Here is a 15,857-nt window from a genome sequence, read left to right as displayed (position 1 = left end):
GAGTACCAATTTGTTTGTGGGCGTAAAAACAGACCGGTTTTTGACCGGCCTGTAGAAACCACCTTAGAACAGCAGAGAGTAGTTCACACCGTAAGTGCGTCCACGGCCCTTGTATTCATACAGCGATGGGCTGCCGTAAGTTGGGCTATACAGCAGTGGTGCGCGCTGGCCCCATACGGTGGTGTAATCTTTATCCAGTAAGTTTTCGATGCTGAAGCTGAGTTTACCCACGGGTAACGCATAGCTACCAATAAAGTCGATAGTGTTGTAACCGTTGATTTTATTGTCGCTGGCATCAGTCAAATCAAACGTCTGCTGGCTTTGAACACGCAGGCTCCATGGATCTGGCGCCCAGCCAACGTAGGCGGTGGCTTTCGATGGGCTGGCGTAAATCACGTCCCATTTCTGCCATTTTCCGTCAACTTTGGTTTCGGATTTCAGCACGTTGAAGTTAATCCCGGTGCTCCAGGTTGAATCCGGAATGAAGTAATCCACCGCACCTTCAACACCGTAAATACGACGCTTATCATCCTGAACATTGATGGTCATATCTGCACGGTTGATGGCGATAGATTTGTCGGACAACGAGTAATACGCCGCAATCTGGCTGCGCAGGCTATCACCGGTATAGCGCCAGCCTAACTCATAAGAATCGACCTTAATGCCCTGAAGTTTAGACTGCCCAACGTTAACGCTGTTCACGAGCTGGTAATGGCCATTAACCAGGCGGTAAGTCCCGTTGCCGTAATATTTGCCAGGGTCAGGCAATTCAACGCCTTGCGAGAAGTTGAACCACGCTTGTTGGCGCTCGGTAATGTGCATCAGTAAGCCAGCATTGAATAACGCGTTGTCGTAATCGGTGCTGCCACCAGGGATGGCATCGGCCGATTTTGCGATACCGTTCGCTATACCTTGCTGCTGAGTAAATCCAACAAAGTCATCAACTTTATTCTCGGTCCACTGGTAGCGCACACCGCCGCTTACGGTAAACAGGTCGTTGATGTCATAGCTGGTTTGCAAGAACGGCGCGAGGTTAGTAATGGTGTAGCCAGGGTAGCGACCGGTGGTGTAAATGCTTTGGTTATTCAGGCCACCCGAGGCGTTCGCTTTTGCCAAATCAAAGAACATTTGGTTCGAGGTAAAGCTTTCGTGATCGGCGTCCACACCATAGGTAATTTGCCAGCCGTCGAGCGGTTGGCTGGTCATTGCCAGTTTCGCACCGTACTGATCGGTATCTTGTTGCGAGGCGGAGAAACTGGTGACTGTGTTACGTGTCAGCGTCGGGAACGGATAGAACGTCAGGGACTCATCGCGATAATAAATCTGCCCCACCAATTCCTGCCCGAGGAAATCGCTGTTGGAATATTGCAGGCTAATGAGATGGCGCTCGGTGCCAGGAATACGGTCTGAATTAAGCTGGTCACTGACATACGCCTTGCCATTGCCGGTTACCGCCGAGAAATTATTCCCTAAATCCAGGCCGTAATCATCATCACCCTGGCTTTTGTAATACTGTGTCACCAGTTGCAGCTGTTGGGTTTCATCAATATTTAATGTGCCCGTACCCATGACATCCAGACGGTCAGAATACTGCAAACCGGTCTGTGTATTGTCGAGCAGGGTTTGGTCGCCGTTGCCGTCATACCAGCCACCAAATTTTTGATACGCCACCGATAAACGCCCTGATGCATGATCGTTACCGCCAGAAATCGCGCCTGCGACGCGCTCGTCGTGATCTTTGCTACTGTTGAAACCTGATTTAATCCCGCTTTCAAATTCCAGCTGGGTTTCAGGCTGGCCTTTCTTCGTCACGATATTAATCAAGCCGCCGGTACTGCCGCCGCCATACAGTGATGTCGCACCGGAGATCACTTCAATATGCTCGATGTTAAACGGGTCAATGGAATCTAGCTGGCGGCTATCGGTACGGGACGAGTTCATGCGCACGCCATCCACTAACACCACGATAGAGCGGCCACGCATATTCATGCCGTAGTTGGTGCGGCTTTGGCTGCTGACATCCAGACCGGGAATTAACTGTGCAAGTGCGTCTTTCAGCTCCTTGCCTCCCTGAATCTGCTGTTCAAGCTCAGCGCCTTCTATGACCCAGGTGGTCTGTGCCATTTCAGCCACAGTACGGTGTGTACGGTTGGCAGAAACCAGAATGTTTTCTTCGGAAGTTTGCTGCGCGACAGCCGGAGCCATCATCGCCAGAAGCAACGGGTTAAGCACCCAGCGCGCGTTTTTATGCATCATCATCATTCCTTAGATGGGAAATATTAACATTTATAAATATTTTGAAATAAGAACGAGTTGGATTTTGCCGATAACGGTTCTCATTATCAATCTCAATTGATAGTATTTCTCAAATTAATCTCATGAATAATCACATGATTTCTGTGGTTTACTTTTTGTGGATGTAGCCGGAGACGGCAGAGGAGTCGAAATGGCAGGGGTGCAAGGTTATCGATTGTTTAATGTGCAGCTAGTGCATAAATCACAAGTTTCACCTTCGTTGTTGAGCCTGGTGTTTGGCGGTCCGGACATTGCAAACATGAAATGTGATGCACCCGATCAGCGCATCAAAATGCTTTTTCCGTCAGAGGACGGTTCAATCCCAACGTTGCCAGAGCAAGCACAGTGGTATCAGCTACTGCAAGAATTGCCCAAAGAGAAGCGGCCGATTGTGCGCACTTATACCTTGCGCCACGTCGATGCTGCGCGCCAGGAAGTGACGGTTGAATTCGTCAGCCATGGTACCGAAGGCCCGGCTTCTGCGTGGGCGATTGCCGCTGAAGCTGGCGACAAAATACAAATTGTCGCCCCGAATGCTGCTTATTCTGGTGACAGTGGTGGATATGAATGGACGCCGCCTCAGGGCCTGCGTCAGGCACTGATTATTGCCGATGAAACCGCATTGCCTGCGGCACGAGGCATTCTTGAACTGCTGGCGACGCAGCCAAATCCACCACAAATACAGGCATTTTTCGAGGTGCCAGAGCAGGGCGATTGTGTGGATTTAAGCGCATATAGCTTTGCCAGCATTCACTGGTTGCCGCGTAAAACCTCTAACGCGAGACACGGGGAGTGCTTGCTAAAAGCAGTCAGAGCCGACGCACAACTGCCGAAAACGGCGGGCGTTGCTGAAACGGTCAATGAGGAAGCCGAAGGTGAATTACTGTGGGATAAAGCCACGACCGCCAGCAATACGTTTTATGGCTGGGTTGCGGCAGAGTCGACGGTGGTGAAAATGCTGCGGCGATATTTGATAGGAGAATGTGGCGTGAACCATGATGCTATCAACTTTATGGCTTACTGGAGTAAAGGGCGGCAACGGTAAAGCAGTGTTTTAGCTAAGGCGGATAAGTTTGCGTTATCCGCCTTAGCGCAGTTTAAACTTTCTTCAATTCTGGCAGCAGCCGCATCGTGGTATTCACTATCTGCAACAGCTCTTCATAACTGGCATTTTCACGCGCACTGACTGACATCCCCTGAACGATACAACACAGATACTTCGCCAGTTTTCGGACACAGCTTTCAGACGGAATCTCGCCTCTTGCCTGGCGTTTGCTCAGAAAACGTATCAGCGTTTCTTCCTGCATGGCATGGCGGGCTTTGATCACGGCTGAAATATCATCCGAAGAGGTCGCCAGCACTGATGAAGTACAGATGATAAAGCAGCCCGCAGGTGTGTCTTTGTCGGTGAAAAGCTTCGCAACATGAGACAGATAATCTTCCAGAGCCTCTTCGAGACTGCGTTCTTCGCAGAATAAACACGCTTCGTGTTTTTGCGCAAAACGGGCGATATAACGATCCAGCACGGCGCGAAATAACCCCTCTTTATTGGTGAATTCGGCGTACAGCGTCGGGGCTTTCGCGCCGGTAGCTTCCACTAAATGCGCCATAGAAGTGGCTTCGTAGCCGTGTTGCCAGAACAAAGCCATGGCCTTGTCGAGTGCTGCTTCCCTGTCAAACACCTTCGGACGGCCACGGCTTTTTTTGATGTAACTTATATCAGATGACATATGTGCCGTTTAACCTTTGTCTGTTTAATGAACGATCATTATAAAAATAATAACACTCAGTAGCTATAGGCATTTAGGATAAAAATAAATTAATCCTATCGTAATGAAAAATAGTATGTTTATAAAATAATTAACGAGCGTTATAAAAATAATTTGACGTGTGATTAAGATCACGTTTATGATTTACCTATCGATCGTTAAGTAAATAACTTAACGACCTTACAAATCATCTGCTCAAGGTAAAAAATCATGAAAAACGTTAAAACTCTCATCGCTGCTGTGGTTCTTAGTTCAATCTCTTTCGCAAGCTTTGCCGCTGTTGAAGTTCAGGCAACACCAAATGGCCAACAGAAAGTCGGTACCATCACGGCGACTGGGGGGACAAACCTGGGTTCTCTGGAAGATCAACTGGCAGAAAAAGCAGATCAAATGGGTGCAAGCTCATACCGTATTACTTCAGTCACCGGTCCAAACACTTTGCACGGTACCGCGGTTATTTATAAATAAGACGCTGCCCTCTGAGCATTAACTCCGAATCTAAAAAAAAGGCCCTGTTGGAAAACAGGGCCTCAGATTGCTGACAAAGGGTGATAAATGTGTTTTGTAGGGTGGCTAAGCGTTAGCGTCATCCACCATTTACGCCAGTGGTGTCGGATGACGCTGCGCTTATCCGACCTACGAAGAAGTTTGTCATCAGTCTCAGACCCTGTTGAAAACCAGGGCCTCAGATTGCTGACAAAGGGTGATAAATGTGTTTTGTAGGGTGGATAAGCGTTAGCGTCATCCACCATTTACGCCCGTTGTGTCGGATGACGCTGCGCTTATCCGACCTACGAAGAAGTTTGTCATCAGTCTCGGGCCCTGTTGAAAACCAGGGCCTCAGATTGCTGACAAAGGGTGATAAATGTGTTTTGTAGGGTGGATAAGCGTTAGCGTCATCCACCATTTACGCCAGTGGTGTCGGATGACGCTGCGCTTATCCGACCTTGTATCTTGAACCGGTAGCTGGTTAGCTACCGGTTACATGAAACGGAGGAAGCTTGTATCCGACCTGAAGACCTCGATCTTCCGACGTAGCTTAAGCCCTCCGTTTCACCTTTCACGCCACTCAAAATCCGAACGGTAACCAGAAGCTCTGACTTCGCATGTACAAGGCTGGAATGGCGTGTTGGTTCACGTGGAAGGAGATGAAATATGGCTTTTCTCGGTGCTGATATCAGCAAAAATAAAATAGATGTCTGTCTGCTTGTTGCCGGTATTAAGGGTAAGAAAAAGCAGAAAGTCTTCACCAATGAACCCTGTGTGGCCCGCAAAATCATCGACTGGCTGGAGGCCCAAAAATGCGCCTCTGATAATATGACAGTCGTGATGGAAGCCACGGGTATCTACCATGAGAATCTGGCGTATGGGCTTCATGATGCGGGGATTTCTGTCTGCATGGCCAATCCATACCGTGTCCGTGAGTTTGCCTGCGGAATGGATATCCTCACGAAAAATGACACAGTGGACGCATTTGTGCTGGCCTGTTATGGCGAGCTGAAGCATCCCGATGCCTGGGTCCCACCGTCAGTTGAAGTCCGTAAACTCAGGGCGTTGTTGCGTCAGCGCGACGCGCTGAAAGAGGATGTGCAGAGGACGGCCAACCGGCTTGAAAAAGCGCATTCAACCTCGACACCACGGGAGGTCATAGCCTCACTGGAGCGGACACACGGCTGGCTGAGTGATGAACTGGAACGGATAGAAAAGCTCATTACTGACCACACAGATAACGACCCGGGACTGAAGGCCGATCTGGAGCTGCTGAAATCGATAAAATGTGTGAAGGAGCAGGTGGGACGGGAGATGCTGGCACTACTGAAAGACGGGACGTTCAAAAGTGCCTCGCAGGTGGCAGCGTATCTGGGAATAACACCGGTGGAGAGAGTGTCCGGCAGTTCGGTACGCGGGCGGGCACATATGTCAAAAACAGGCCCCTCAATAGTCAGAGCCAAACTGTATGTAGCAGCCCTGAGTGCAATCCGGTGGAATAAACCCGCGAAGGCGATATATGAAAGGCTGGTAGCGAAAGGTAAGGCGAAAAAAGCGGCCCTGGGTGCAGTGATGCGTAAGCTGGTGCATATGTGCTTCGGCGTACTGAAAACCCGATTACCATGGGATGAAAATTATGCAGCTACCGCTTGACGTCCAAGACGGTAGCTACGAAGAAGTTTGTCATCAGTCTGAGGCCCTGTTGGAAAACAGGGCCTCAGATTGCTGACAAAGGGTGATAAATGTGTTTTGTAGGGTGGCTAAGCGTTAGCGTCATCCACCATTTACGCCAGTTGTGTCGGATGACGCTGCGCTTATCCGACCTACGAAGAAGTTTGTCATCAGTCTGAGGCCCTGTTGGAAAACAGGGCCTCAGATTGCTGGCAAAGGGTGATAAATGTGTTTTGTAGGGTGGATAAGCGTTAGCGTCATCCACCATTTACGCCAGTGGTGTCGGATGACGCTGCGCTTATCCGACCTACGAAGAAGTTTGTCATCAGTCTCAGGCCCTGTTGAAAACCAGGGCCTTTTCTATTGGGGGAAATCTAAATTTCGGTCGTTGTCGCAGGGTCTGCATTGACCATTACCGGCATGCCAGAACGGTGCTGCATGGCTTTTTCCATCACCACCGCGTCCGTTTCTGGTGCAGACTGGAACTGTTTCATTTGCTCATTGAGCACAATCGGCAGCACTTGCGGATTGTCATTAATATCTTTCGACAGCGGCTGATGGACTTCAACTAAACGGCTGCCGTCGGGTTCAATTGAGGTCTTAATCGCGGTATTAATGATGCGCACCTGCGTCCCGACCGGCATCTCTTTATACAGAGCTTTGATGTCGCCATCGCGCAGACGAATACAGCCAGAACTGACGCGCATACCGATACCAAAATCAGCATTTGTGCCGTGTAACAAGTAGACCCCGCCATAGGCCGCAAGGCGAATCGCATGGTGGCCCATCGGGTTATCCGGGCCGGCAGGCACTACCGCCGGGAGTTTAATGCCATTTGCCAGGTAGCGTGCGCGAATATTGGCGGTTGGTGTCCAGGTTGGGTTGGCGCGTTTGTCTGAAACGGTTGTCACCATGGTTGGCGTCACGGTATCTCCACCGAGTTGGCCAATACCAATCGGGTAAACGGTTACGCTGTTTTTTCCTGCCGGATAATAATAAACACGCAATTCAGCCAGGTTGAGTACCAACCCCTGGCGTGGTGCATCAGGTAACAGCATTTGGCGCGGAATTGTCAGCACACTTCCGGCGCGAGGGACATAAGGGTCAACCCCAGGGTTTGCCTGGAGCAAAGCCAGGAAGCCGACATTGTATTTTTTCGCAATCTCTTCCAGCGAACCGCCGTCATCCTTCACGACATGGAAAAAGTTCTTGCCGATTAATCGGCTTCCTTCAGGTGGCAAAGGATAAGAGTTGGCTACTGCCTGAAATGAGACCAGCGTTGCGCTAACCAGCATGATCGACGCCAGCCAGCGAACGACGCGTGCTTTGCGAGATGATGAAATGCTCTGAGAGGTAATCACAATAAACCCTATGAAAAGTATGCATGTTATAAAAAGGTTAATCGATGATTATGACGGGAGTGCGTGTAGGGAAGTCCTGGCGGATTGAAAGGATGTGTAAATGTTACAAAGAGAGTGCCTTAGATAGAAAGCTCTAAGGCACTGCTGGCAGATTAAGCCGCTGCGTTCTGCGCGAGCTGCTGCATAAAGTTACGCACCCATTCCATCCGGGCTTTGCGGTCGGCGAGATCTTCAATAAATTTCAGGCGAGTTGGCCCATCCAGACGGTAGTGCTGAGGCTGTTTTTGCAGCAAGCCAATCAGCCAAACCGGATTGACATGGTTCTTCTCGGCAAACTCAATCACGCCACCTTTTTCGTTGCCTTCAATTTTACGCACCCCGAGTTTCTGCGCCTGCTGGCGCAACGCGGCAATATCCAGCAGGTTACGTGCGGGATCCGGCAGCAGGCCAAAGCGGTCAATTAACTCGACTTTTAACTCGTCCAGTTCATGCCCGGTTTTTGCACTGGCAATGCGTTTATAGAATGACAGTCGGGTATTGACGTCCGGGATAAAATCATCAGGCAACAGGGCAGGCATGCGCAGTTCAACTTCGGTCTGGCTGCTGGTCAAATCTTCCAGTGACGGCTCGCGGCCATCTTTAAGCGCATCGACCGCATTTTCCAGCATCTCCATATACAGCGAGAAACCGATGGTTTCCATCGAACCGCTTTGGCCTTCGCCAAGCAACTCACCCGCACCACGAATCTCCAGGTCATGAGTCGCAAGCGCAAAACCGGCACCTAAATCTTCGAGAGAAGCGATAGCCTCCAGGCGTTTCTGTGCGTCGGTGGTCATTGCTTTTGGATGTGGGGTTAACAACCATGCGTAAGCCTGGTGATGCGAACGCCCGACGCGGCCACGTAACTGGTGCAACTGCGCAAGGCCGAAATGATCGGCACGTTCGATGATAATGGTATTGGCAGTCGGAATATCGATACCGGTTTCGATAATCGTGGTACACACCAACACGTTAAAACGCTGGTGGTGGAAGTCGTTCATCACTCGTTCCAGTTCACGTTCACGCATTTGCCCGTGACCAATGGTGATACGTGCTTCAGGCACTAATACCGCGAGGCGGTCTGCCGCCTTCTGGATGTTTTCCACATCGTTATAAAGATAGTAAACCTGGCCGCCACGCAGCACTTCACGCAGTATGGCTTCACGGACGACCAGTTCATCGTACTGGCGAACGAAGGTTTTCACCGCCAGGCGGCGTGCCGGAGGGGTGGCGATAATCGACAAATCGCGCATCCCGCTCATTGCCATATTCAGCGTGCGTGGAATCGGTGTTGCAGTTAGCGTCAGGATGTCGACATCGGCGCGCATCGCTTTAATCCGTTCTTTATGGCGCACGCCAAAACGATGCTCTTCATCGACAATCAGCAGGCCGAGATCTTTCATCTTCACATCATTTTGCAGCAGCTTATGGGTGCCGATAAGAATATCGACTTTCCCTTCGCTGGCTTCCTGCAGAATTTGCGCTTGCTCTTTGGCCGTGCGGAAACGCGATAACATTTCGATACGCACAGGCCAGTTGGCGAAGCGGTCACGGAAGTTATCCAGATGCTGTTGAGCGAGCAGGGTGGTCGGTACTAACACAGCAACTTGTTTGTGGTTTTCCACCGCGAGGAAGGCGGCGCGCATCGCCACTTCGGTTTTACCAAAGCCCACATCACCGCACACCAGTCTGTCCATTGCCAGCGGCTGGCACATGTCACTCAATACCGCGTTAATAGCCTGGGCCTGATCCGGTGTGGTTTCAAACGGGAAAGCATCACAGAACAGCTGATACTGTTCGCGGTCATGCTTAAACGCAAAACCTTGTTTTGCGGCACGCTGCGCATAAATATCCAGTAATTCTGCAGCTACATCGCGCACTTTCTCGGCGGCTTTTTGACGGGCGCGTGACCAGGCATCGCTGCCAAGTTTATGCAGCGGCGCATTTTCTTCGGCACCGCCTGCATAGCGGCTGATCAAATGCAGCGAAGAAACCGGCACGTAAAGTTTGGCGTCGCCGTGATAGGTCAGCATCAGGTATTCAGCTGTTATGCCGCCCGCTTCAAGCGTGGTTAATCCTGCATAACGCCCAACGCCATGTTCAAGATGCACCACCGGCTGGCCGGTATGTAGCTCAGCCAGGTTACGAATCAAGGTATCCGGGTTGATGGTACGGCGGCTATCCTGACGGCGGCGGCTGACGCGTTCACCCAACAGGTCGCTTTCGCAAATCAATGCACGGTTGCGCAGGGTATCGATAAACCCATGCTCGCTGGAACCCTGCATCAAATAACGGCCATTATCGGCGGCTTCATCAAGACGATAGATGCGCTTTGGCGCCACTTTTATCCGTGATAACAGCTCACCCAGTGCTTCACGTCGGCCTTCACTTTCTACGGAAAACACCACCGGGCCGGCGAACGACTCAAGGAATTTACGCAGGTTATCGAGCGGGGCTTTTTGCTGTGCCTGAACAGAAAGGTCAGGCAGGGCGCGATAACCCAGATTGGTGAACGCGGCTTTGTCCGCTAACGATTCGGTTTTGAGCTGAATACGCGGCCAGGCTTTTAACTCGCTGAACAGCTCGTCCACGCGCAGCCACAGGCTTTCTGGCGGCAGCAACGGGCGCATCGGGTCGACGCCGCGATTTTCGAAACGGGCAAACGTATCCTGCCAGAAACGATCGGCGCTGGTTTCGATATCGCCGGTATTAATCAGCAGAGTATTTTTTGGGAAGTAACTAAACAGCGCTGGTAATGGCTCGCTAAAGAATAACGGCTGCCAGTACTCAATCCCCGCCGGGAGAGTGCCTTTGCTGACTTGCTGATAGATATGCTCAGGTTCACGCTTCACGTCAAACTTGTCGCGCCACTGGCTACGGAACAGCTCGATGGCGTTTTTATCGGTCGGGAATTCGTGTGCGGGAAGTAAATTAATGGCGTCGACTTCTTCGAGCGTGCGCTGTGTGTCGACATCAAACACGCGCAGACTGTCGATTTCGTCATCAAAGAAGTCGATGCGATAAGGCTGGTCACTACCCATCGGGTAGAGATCAAGCAACGCGCCACGGGTGGCAAATTCACCGTGTTCCATTACCTGATCGACGCTGCGATAACCTGCTTGTTCTAACTGGCTGCGCAAATTATCACGTGATAATTGCTGCCCTTTGTTCATCACTAGCGCATGGCCGTGCAAAAAATTGTGCGGGCAAACGCGCTGCATCAGGGTGTTCACCGGCAGAATCAACACGCCGCGCTGCATGGTTGGCAACTGATAGAGCGTGGATAAACGCGAAGAAATAATTTCCTGATGCGGCGAGAAACTGTCGTACGGCAGCGTTTCCCAGTCGGCAAGATTCACCACCAGGCTTTCCGTAAACTGAGTTATCTCGTCATGCAGGCGCAAGGCGTTCTGCATATCCGGCGCGATAAGCACTACCGGGCCATTATGGCGCTCGACGATTTCGGCTACTTCAGTTGCACAGGCAGAACCGGTGAGTTCACCAAGCTGGCGTTGATCGCCAGCTTTAACAGGTAAGGAATAGCGATAATTTTCAGGCATAGAAGATATCAATATCTCTCAGGTTGCATCTTTTTTGTGGGTCTATAGTTCGCAGACGCGTCAAGAAGTTGCCTTGTATTATCCGCGATCGTTTAGCCAATCGCAAAGCCTGCGGAGATTTCGTCCTTCCAGCCAAAGCTCGCTTAACGTGTGTCGGTCGCTACCACCATTTTCGCTGGCGGTGAAAAGAACATATCACCGCACAGAGTGCGCGATAATTTTCTGAATCCTAAGCCCAACAAGGTACATATCGCCAGGCTGGCAAACGGATAAACCAACAAGATGGCGAGCAACAGGTTACCCGAAATTCGCCCTGCGCTAATTTGCCCCAGCATAAACAAGCTCAACGCTTCAATCACGATGCGGTGAGTGGTGTAAATCGCGATGGTATTGGAACCTACAATATTCAGAAATGCATCGGAACGGCATTCACGCCAGCTATCCAGTAGATAAAACAGCTTCATAATGACAAAAATCGACAATACGGAAATCATCACTGGAATGTTAACCAGATACAACGCAGCAGAGAGCAGGGCAGTGGCTGTGAACATCAAAGGATGCTGGCGAAGATTAAACGCTTTCATTGCGCTCATCAGTTGCGGGCCAAACCACGCGCCAAGCCCGTAGTAACACATATTGCGCACCACGCTGTTCATTCCCCACCACGGTAGCGGCATAAAGCTAATCACCACATTCACTGCCAGCAGCAACATGATGACCGGGACTTTGTAGCGGCGCAGGCTTTTGAAAATCACAAAATAGAGCAGCAGCGCGTAGAGATACCAAAGGCTGGTACTGGCTTTTGCCATGCTGGTGGCAAATTGCAGCAGGTTTTCTGAGTAGACCGCGTTGGACGCCGGGTTACGCACCAGTTCCGGTGCCAGCCATTGGTTAATTAATGAAATACCCAGCCACTGCAACACGCCCCATAACAGCAGGACATAAAAGATATTCCAGATGCGTTTATCAATGCAGTCGCGCCATTTTACCTTCTCAATGTAGCGGGTGATGAGAAAGCCGGAAATAAAGAAGAAAACCGGCATGCGGAAAGGGGCGAGATATAAATTCAGGTAAATCCAGCTTTTGGCGATGACCTCCGCAAGCCCGGTCTGTTGCTGCACCAGATGCGGGTAAAAGGTGATGACCGAGTGATATATAACGACAAGGCAGATGCACAATCCCTTGATATGGTTGATCCACAATTGTTTGTCTTTCATGTGCCAGGAATACCTTCAGTTGGCTTTTATTTGTTTTTAGGGTGGAAGAATGGCGGGCTTTTTATTATCTGATTTGTCTGTTTTTGTAATAATCTGGAAAATTTCGGAAATTCCGCAGGGACAATTAATGACCATTTCTGCGCAGCATTGCTGCGAAAACAAGATGTTAGGAGATTGATTTAAAAGGTATTTCACTTGTTCTGAAAAAACAAAAAAACGTTATGTTTCATTTACTTGATACGTTATCGCTTATATACTTCTCGGCAACTTTGCATCCGCAACTGCAACAAGACGGAATACATGTATCAACCTGTCGCGTTATTTATAGGCCTGCGCTACATGCGTGGGCGAGCAGCTGACCGCTTCGGTCGCTTCGTCTCCTGGCTGTCAACTATCGGCATTACGCTTGGCGTGATGGCGTTAGTCACCGTGCTTTCCGTGATGAACGGTTTTGAGCGTGAGCTGCAAAACAACATTCTTGGGCTAATGCCGCAAGCGATCATCACCTCGCCTGGCGGCTCGATTAATCCTGAAACACTTCCAGCAAAAGACCTCAACCTTGAAGGCGTCACGCGAGTTGCCCCCATTACCACGGGTGATGTAGTGCTGCAAAGCGCACGTAGCGTCGCCGTAGGGGTGATGCTGGGCGTGAAGCCAGAAGAGAAAGATCCACTTTCGCCATTTCTGGTCAACGTTAAGCAGACCGACCTGGTCGCCGGGAAGTACAACATCATTCTGGGCGAACAACTTGCCGGGCAACTGGGTATAAAACGTGGTGACAGCATCCGCGTTATGGTGCCGTCTGCCAGCCAGTTTACGCCGATGGGGCGCTTGCCAAGCCAGCGTCTGTTCACAGTGATTGGCACCTTCGCGGCAAACAGTGAAGTCGACGGTTACCAAATGTTGGTCAACCAACAAGATGCCTCGCGCCTGATGCGTTATCCGGCGGGCAATATTACCGGCTGGCGTTTATGGCTGGCCGAACCGCTGAAAGTTGATGTGCTGAGCCAACAAACCTTGCCGCAAGGCACCGAATGGAAAGACTGGCGCGAACGTAAAGGCGAGCTATTCCAGGCGGTGCGCATGGAAAAAAATATGATGGGGTTGCTATTAAGCCTGATTGTGGCGGTTGCCGCCTTTAACATCATTACGTCGCTCGGTTTGCTGGTGATGGAGAAACAAGGTGAAGTTGCCATTCTTCAGACTCAGGGGCTAACACGTCGCCAAATTATGGCGGTGTTTATGGTGCAAGGGGCGAGTGCGGGCGTGATTGGCGCTCTGCTGGGGGCGCTATTAGGCGCGTTACTTGCCAGCCAGTTGAACAATTTAATGCCGATTATTGGCGCGTTGCTGGATGGTGCCGCGCTGCCCGTCGCCATCGACCCTGTACAAGTTATTGTGATTGCGATTATCGCTATGGCGGTCGCTCTGTTATCCACGCTTTATCCTTCGTGGCGCGCTGCCGCGACACTTCCCGCTGAGGCTTTACGTTATGAGTAATTCTGTCCTGTTGCAGTGTGACAAGCTGTGCAAACGCTATCAGGAAGGCAAAGTGCAAACGGACGTGTTGCATGATGTCAGCTTCAGCATCAATACCGGCGAGTTAATGGCGATTGTTGGTAGCTCTGGTTCCGGCAAAAGTACCTTGCTGCATCTGCTGGGCGGGCTGGATACCCCCACTTCTGGCGATGTGATTTTCAATGGCAAGGCGATGAGTGCGATGTCGTCTGCCGCCAAAGCAGAATTGCGTAACCGCGAACTCGGTTTCATCTACCAGTTCCACCATTTGCTGCCTGATTTTACCGCGATGGAAAACGTCGCCATGCCGCTACTTATCGGCAAAAAACACCCCGATGAAACGAAGCAACGCGCGCTGGAAATGCTCAAAGCTGTGGGGCTTGACCACCGCAGTAATCACCGTCCTTCCGAGCTGTCCGGCGGTGAGCGCCAGCGTGTAGCGATTGCCCGCGCGCTGGTGAATAACCCACGCCTGGTGCTGGCGGATGAGCCGACGGGTAACCTCGATGCGCGTAACGCAGACAGCATTTTTGAACTGCTTGGCGAATTGAATGTGCGCCAGGGAACTGCATTCCTGGTGGTGACCCACGACTTGCAACTGGCACGTCGAATGTCTCGTCAGCTTGAAATGCGCGATGGCCGCTTGACCAGCGAACTGACTTTGATGGGAGCCCATTAATGGCTTCGCCACTGTCACTGCTTATTGGTTTGCGTTTTAGCCGCGGGCGTCGTCGCAGCGGCATGGTGTCATTGATTTCTGTCATCTCTACTCTGGGTATTGCTTTGGGTGTGGCGGTGCTGATTGTCGGTTTAAGTGCGATGAATGGTTTTGAGCGAGAGCTGAACAACCGCATTCTGGCGGTGGTGCCGCACGGTGAAATCGAGCCGGTTAATCAGCCATTTCATGACTGGAGCGGCGTATTACAGCGCGTTGAAAAAGTGAAAGGTATTGCAGCAGCGGCACCGTATATCAACTTTACAGGCCTGGTAGAAAACGGGCCGAATCTGCGCGCTATTCAGGTAAAAGGTGTTGATCCCGCTCAGGAAGTTCGCCTTAGTGCTTTGCCTCAATATGTGCAAAACAACGCGTGGCAGAATTTTAAAGCCGGTCAGCAACAGATTATTATCGGTAAAGGTGTTGCCGATGCCCTGAAAGTGAAACAGGGCGACTGGATCTCGATCATGATCCCGAACAGCGATGGTGGCACCAAACTGCTGCAACCGAAGCGTGTGCGTCTGCAAGTTGCAGGTATTTTGGCGCTCAGCGGCCAGCTTGATCATAGTTTTGCGATGGTGCCCATGGCGGATGCGCAGAGCTATTTAGATATGGGCGATAGCGTCACAGGTATCGCCATCAAAGTGAATGATGTGTTTAACGCCAACCAACTGGTGCGTGATGCCGGTGAAGTGACCAACGCTTACGTGTACATCAAAAGCTGGATTGGCACCTACGGTTACATGTACCGCGACATCCAGATGATTCGCGCCATCATGTATCTGGCGATGGTGCTGGTGATCGGCGTGGCCTGTTTTAATATCGTCTCTACGCTGGTGATGGCGGTGAAAGACAAAAGCAGTGATATCGCCGTGTTGCGAACGTTGGGGGCGAAAGACGGTTTGATTCGCGCGATTTTCGTCTGGTACGGTCTGCTAGCGGGGTTGTTCGGTAGCGTAAGCGGAGTGATTGTCGGCGTGTTAGCCTCCTGGCAATTAACCAATATTATCCGCGTGATTGAAAAACTAATCGGCCATCAATTCCTGTCAGGCGATATCTACTTTATTGATTTCTTGCCATCTGAACTTCACTGGCTGGACGTATTTTATGTGCTGATCACAGCCCTGTTACTGAGTTTGCTCGCCAGTTGGTATCCGGCTCGCCGTGCCAGTAATATCGATCCAGCACGGGTATTAAGCGGACAATAAATTCTAAAAACTGAG

Annotated in this window: 11 protein-coding genes; 6 read left to right on the top strand and 5 right to left on the bottom strand. The window is 50.9% G+C overall.

Annotated elements, in window-relative coordinates; translation table 11 throughout:
* Positions 1-63 precede the first annotated feature (63 nt).
* Entirely contained in the window at positions 64-2,253 is a 2,190-nt protein-coding gene (gene iutA / locus MNO13_RS15460; RefSeq protein ID WP_064547996.1) for a ferric aerobactin receptor IutA, read from the bottom strand.
* Positions 2,254-2,446: 193 nt separating this feature from the next.
* On the opposite strand from iutA, the gene MNO13_RS15455 reads away from it, so the two are divergent.
* On the top strand, positions 2,447-3,340 hold the full coding sequence (locus tag MNO13_RS15455; RefSeq protein WP_232886540.1) for a siderophore-interacting protein: 894 nt from the start codon (positions 2,447-2,449) through the stop codon (positions 3,338-3,340).
* Between the two features lie 52 nt (positions 3,341-3,392).
* On the opposite strand, the gene MNO13_RS15450 is transcribed toward MNO13_RS15455, so the two are convergent.
* Positions 3,393-4,025: a TetR/AcrR family transcriptional regulator gene (locus tag MNO13_RS15450; protein WP_241938980.1), complete on the bottom strand. Its 633-nt coding sequence runs from the start codon at positions 4,023-4,025 to the stop codon at positions 3,393-3,395.
* Between the two features lie 249 nt (positions 4,026-4,274).
* Here MNO13_RS15450 and bhsA point away from each other — a divergent pair, with 249 nt between their 5' ends.
* Both bhsA and MNO13_RS15440 read left to right on the top strand, forming a co-directional pair.
* Entirely contained in the window at positions 4,275-4,532 is a 258-nt protein-coding gene (gene bhsA, locus MNO13_RS15445; protein ID WP_064547777.1) for a multiple stress resistance protein BhsA, read from the top strand.
* A gap of 687 nt (positions 4,533-5,219) precedes the next feature.
* Positions 5,220-6,206: an IS110 family RNA-guided transposase gene (locus MNO13_RS15440; protein ID WP_121815380.1), complete on the top strand. Its 987-nt coding sequence runs from the start codon at positions 5,220-5,222 to the stop codon at positions 6,204-6,206.
* 392 nt (positions 6,207-6,598) lie between these two features.
* Here MNO13_RS15440 and ldtC read toward each other — a convergent pair whose 3' ends face one another.
* The 3 genes from ldtC to MNO13_RS15425 form a co-directional block, all read right to left on the bottom strand.
* Complete coding sequence (gene ldtC / locus MNO13_RS15435; protein ID WP_064547775.1) at positions 6,599-7,519, bottom strand: L,D-transpeptidase LdtC; 921 nt, start codon at positions 7,517-7,519, stop codon at positions 6,599-6,601.
* Positions 7,520-7,737: 218 nt separating this feature from the next.
* Positions 7,738-11,184, bottom strand: a complete 3,447-nt coding sequence (gene mfd / locus MNO13_RS15430) for a transcription-repair coupling factor (protein WP_232886541.1) — start codon at positions 11,182-11,184, stop codon at positions 7,738-7,740.
* A 143-nt stretch (positions 11,185-11,327) separates the two neighbouring features.
* Positions 11,328-12,401 (bottom strand): acyltransferase family protein, encoded by a 1,074-nt coding sequence (locus MNO13_RS15425; RefSeq protein ID WP_241938979.1) that lies wholly within the window; start codon positions 12,399-12,401, stop codon positions 11,328-11,330.
* Between the two features lie 300 nt (positions 12,402-12,701).
* Here MNO13_RS15425 and lolC point away from each other — a divergent pair, with 300 nt between their 5' ends.
* The 3 genes from lolC to lolE are packed head-to-tail and all read left to right on the top strand — an operon-like array spanning position 12,702 to position 15,842.
* Positions 12,702-13,901, top strand: a complete 1,200-nt coding sequence (gene lolC / locus MNO13_RS15420) for a lipoprotein-releasing ABC transporter permease subunit LolC (RefSeq protein ID WP_121815384.1) — start codon at positions 12,702-12,704, stop codon at positions 13,899-13,901.
* On the top strand, positions 13,894-14,598 hold the full coding sequence (gene lolD / locus MNO13_RS15415) for a lipoprotein-releasing ABC transporter ATP-binding protein LolD (protein ID WP_064547767.1): 705 nt from the start codon (positions 13,894-13,896) through the stop codon (positions 14,596-14,598). Before lolC ends, lolD begins: the two co-directional genes overlap by 8 nt.
* Positions 14,598-15,842 carry a lipoprotein-releasing ABC transporter permease subunit LolE gene (gene lolE, locus MNO13_RS15410; protein WP_064547765.1) on the top strand — a complete coding sequence of 415 codons (1,245 nt, stop codon included), beginning with the start codon at positions 14,598-14,600 and terminating at the stop codon, positions 15,840-15,842. The genes lolD and lolE overlap by 1 nt, the downstream gene beginning before the upstream one ends.
* The last annotated feature ends 15 nt before the right edge of the window (positions 15,843-15,857 follow it).

The sequence above is a fragment of the Buttiauxella ferragutiae genome (assembly GCF_022637515.1).
GTDB lineage: Bacteria > Pseudomonadota > Gammaproteobacteria > Enterobacterales > Enterobacteriaceae > Buttiauxella > Buttiauxella ferragutiae.
The sequence above is the reverse complement of the archived record's forward strand: the minus strand, read 5'-3'. Positions and strand labels throughout refer to the sequence as shown.

Excerpts from the sequence above, each read along its gene's own strand:
- MNO13_RS15455 (WP_232886540.1), top strand. The coding sequence starts at position 2,447 with ATGGCAGGGGTGCAAGGTTATCGATTGTTTAATGTGCAGCTAGTGCAT.
- MNO13_RS15440 (WP_121815380.1), top strand. The coding sequence starts at position 5,220 with ATGGCTTTTCTCGGTGCTGATATCAGCAAAAATAAAATAGATGTCTGT.
- mfd (WP_232886541.1), bottom strand. The coding sequence starts at position 11,184 with ATGCCTGAAAATTATCGCTATTCCTTACCTGTTAAAGCTGGCGATCAA.
- MNO13_RS15450 (WP_241938980.1), bottom strand. The coding sequence starts at position 4,025 with ATGTCATCTGATATAAGTTACATCAAAAAAAGCCGTGGCCGTCCGAAG.
- lolD (WP_064547767.1), top strand. The coding sequence starts at position 13,894 with ATGAGTAATTCTGTCCTGTTGCAGTGTGACAAGCTGTGCAAACGCTAT.
- MNO13_RS15425 (WP_241938979.1), bottom strand. The coding sequence starts at position 12,401 with ATGAAAGACAAACAATTGTGGATCAACCATATCAAGGGATTGTGCATC.
- lolE (WP_064547765.1), top strand. The coding sequence starts at position 14,598 with ATGGCTTCGCCACTGTCACTGCTTATTGGTTTGCGTTTTAGCCGCGGG.
- iutA (WP_064547996.1), bottom strand. The coding sequence starts at position 2,253 with ATGCATAAAAACGCGCGCTGGGTGCTTAACCCGTTGCTTCTGGCGATG.
- lolC (WP_121815384.1), top strand. The coding sequence starts at position 12,702 with ATGTATCAACCTGTCGCGTTATTTATAGGCCTGCGCTACATGCGTGGG.
- bhsA (WP_064547777.1), top strand. The coding sequence starts at position 4,275 with ATGAAAAACGTTAAAACTCTCATCGCTGCTGTGGTTCTTAGTTCAATC.
- ldtC (WP_064547775.1), bottom strand. The coding sequence starts at position 7,519 with ATGCTGGTTAGCGCAACGCTGGTCTCATTTCAGGCAGTAGCCAACTCT.